Source organism: Terrisporobacter muris (assembly GCF_024621905.1).
GTDB classification, from domain to species: Bacteria; Bacillota; Clostridia; order Peptostreptococcales; family Peptostreptococcaceae; genus Terrisporobacter; species Terrisporobacter muris.
In genome coordinates this window covers 1-2,516 of record NZ_JANKBY010000430.1, presented here as the reverse complement: position 1 = coordinate 2,516, position 2,516 = coordinate 1, and the positions used below count along the sequence as shown (strand labels likewise).

Here is a 2,516-nt window from a genome sequence, read left to right as displayed (position 1 = left end):
AATTATTACAAAAATAGTTTAAATAAGTAAAATAAACCGATAAAACTTTATCGGTTTATTTTATATTATAATATCTTTATATAAAATTAAGTCCAGGTTTCATCATAAAGATACCTAGTACAATAATTAAAACTCCGGCATATTTGTATATTTTTTCGTTGAATGATTTACTCATTCTAGATGAAATATAAGCAAATGATAACATAATAGGAAGTGTTCCTAAGGAAAATACAAACATGGATGAAGCTCCCATTATAAAGCTCCCACTAGAGAGAGCATATAGTTGCATGGTTTGCAGAGGTCCACATGGTAAAAAACCACTTAAATAACCTACGATGAATGGATTTTTATGATTATTTACACATGTACTTTTTTTAAAAAATATAGGAAGTCTAATATTATTAAATATTTTAATTCCAATCATATGAAGTCCAGAAATTATCATAAAAATGCCGGCAACTATTTTAATAAAGCTTTGGATTTGTATAGTAGAAGAAAAAATTGAACCAAGAGCACCAACAATTCCACCAATAATAGTATAAGAGAGTATACGCCCACTATTGTAAAGTAGGGCAATTTTAAAAGATGACTTTTTATCACTTATATTATCCTTTCTATTTATAGTTTGTGTAAGTAAAATTCCTCCACACATTCCAACGCAATGAAAGGATGTAAAAAATCCTAGTATAAGTAACATAATAAAAGAAGTTTCAATACTAGTGAAAGAGTCAATTGATCCTGTTAAAGGATTATTTCCCAGGAAAAACATAGATATTACTACAATACTTAGACATAAAACTTTTATTAACATATTGTTATTTGATGAAAAACCAGAATTTTTAATAGCTAATTTAATTTTATCATCATTACATAGTTCATTTTCATAAGTAACGATAACCATAGAGTTTTTATGATCAGCATTTATATTTATAATACCTTGTAACTTATTAATTTCTTCTTCAACAACCGCTTCGCAGGAATGACATTTCATTCCATAAACATCAAAAAATTTCGTGATCTTACTCATAGTTTTACCTCAATATTAAATAAGTTTATATCATGTATATTATATTCTAAAATTATGAAAAAATAATGAAGAATAGAAATATTTAAATTTAAAAAATTCATAAAGAATATATAATTTTATGTTATTGTAAATTTATAAGGAAATTTTTAGGAGGAATTATGTTTAATATATTATTAGTAGATGATGAAAAAAAAATAACAGAAGTTGTAAAAGCTTATTTAGATAAAGAAGGTTATAATACTTTTGTAGCTCATGATGGTAATGAGGCATTAAATTTATTTCATAATAATGAGTTTGATTTAGTAATCTTAGATAGAATGTTACCAGACATAAGCGGTGAGGAAATTTGTGAAAAAATTAGAGAGACATCTTTAGTGCATATAATAATGTTAACAGCAAAAACTGAAGACGAAGATAAAATAGATGGATTTAACGTTGGATGTGATGATTATATTTGTAAACCATTTAATGTGAAAGAATTAGTTTTAAGAGTGAAGGCTGTGTTCAGAAAAATGAAAAAAGACGAAATTATAAAAGCTGGTGATGAAATAGAGATTAATACTTTATCACATGAAGTTAAAATAAGAGGAAATGATGTAAGTTTAACAAATACAGAATATAAGCTGCTATTATTATTTGTAAATAATAAAAAGAAAATTTTTACTAGAGAAGAATTACTAGAGCTAGTTACGGATGATTATTATGAAAAACTTGATAGAATTATAGATGCCCATATTAAAAATTTAAGACAAAAAATAGAAGAAGATACGAAAAAGCCAAAAATAATACAAACAGTATATGGAGTGGGGTATAAATTTGGAATTTAATAAGAAAAAATTAAATCTTAATAAGAAGTTAATATTTTATTTAGCAATGGTAATGATATGCATAATCGTTATCATGGCTGTAAGCGTAAATCTATCAGTGGAAAAGAAAACTATTTATTATTCTTCAAATATGGTTGAATTATCTAAACAATCCTTAATTAAAAGTAGAGTTCTGTTTTTACGAGATGTGAAGAACGTAATTATAGGAATATCTTTACTTATGATTATAGTTGTAATATCTATTTCTATCTTTTTATCCCAAAAGATTTCAAAGCCTATAATTGTTGTGTCAAAAATGACAGATTTTATAAAGCATGGGGGGTATGATCAGACTTTAGAATATGAAAGTTCTATTGTGGAGATAGATAATTTAATAAACTCAATTAATGAGCTCTCAAAAGAGCTATATAAAATGGAGGAAATGAGAAAAAAATTAACTTCTGATATTTCTCATGAACTTAGAACACCTTTAACAAGTATTCAAACACACTTGGAGGCAATGATAGATGGAGTATGGGAGCCATCACCAGAAAGATTAAATAGTGTAAATGAAGAAGTAATTAGACTTAGTCATTTAGTGAATCAATTAAAGAATCTTGCTAAATATGATAATGAAAAAAATAAATTGCAAATAAGTGAAGTTGATTTAAAACAATTAATTA

The 2,516-nt window shown here is 25.5% G+C and carries 3 protein-coding genes; 2 read left to right on the top strand and 1 reads right to left on the bottom strand.

What is annotated here, in order from left to right; all coding sequences use genetic code 11:
* Positions 1-76: 76 nt before the first annotated feature.
* Complete coding sequence (locus NSA58_RS18800) at positions 77-1,027, bottom strand: urease accessory protein UreH domain-containing protein (RefSeq protein ID WP_052233077.1); 951 nt, start codon at positions 1,025-1,027, stop codon at positions 77-79.
* Between the two features lie 158 nt (positions 1,028-1,185).
* On the opposite strand from NSA58_RS18800, the gene NSA58_RS18795 reads away from it, so the two are divergent.
* The gene (locus NSA58_RS18795; protein WP_039680636.1) at positions 1,186-1,854 is read left to right on the top strand and encodes a response regulator transcription factor; all 669 of its coding nucleotides are present in this window, start codon (positions 1,186-1,188) and stop codon (positions 1,852-1,854) included.
* On the top strand, positions 1,844-2,516 hold a 673-nt coding region (locus tag NSA58_RS18790; RefSeq protein ID WP_277613764.1), incomplete at its 3' end, for a histidine kinase dimerization/phospho-acceptor domain-containing protein. The genes NSA58_RS18795 and NSA58_RS18790, both read left to right, overlap by 11 nt.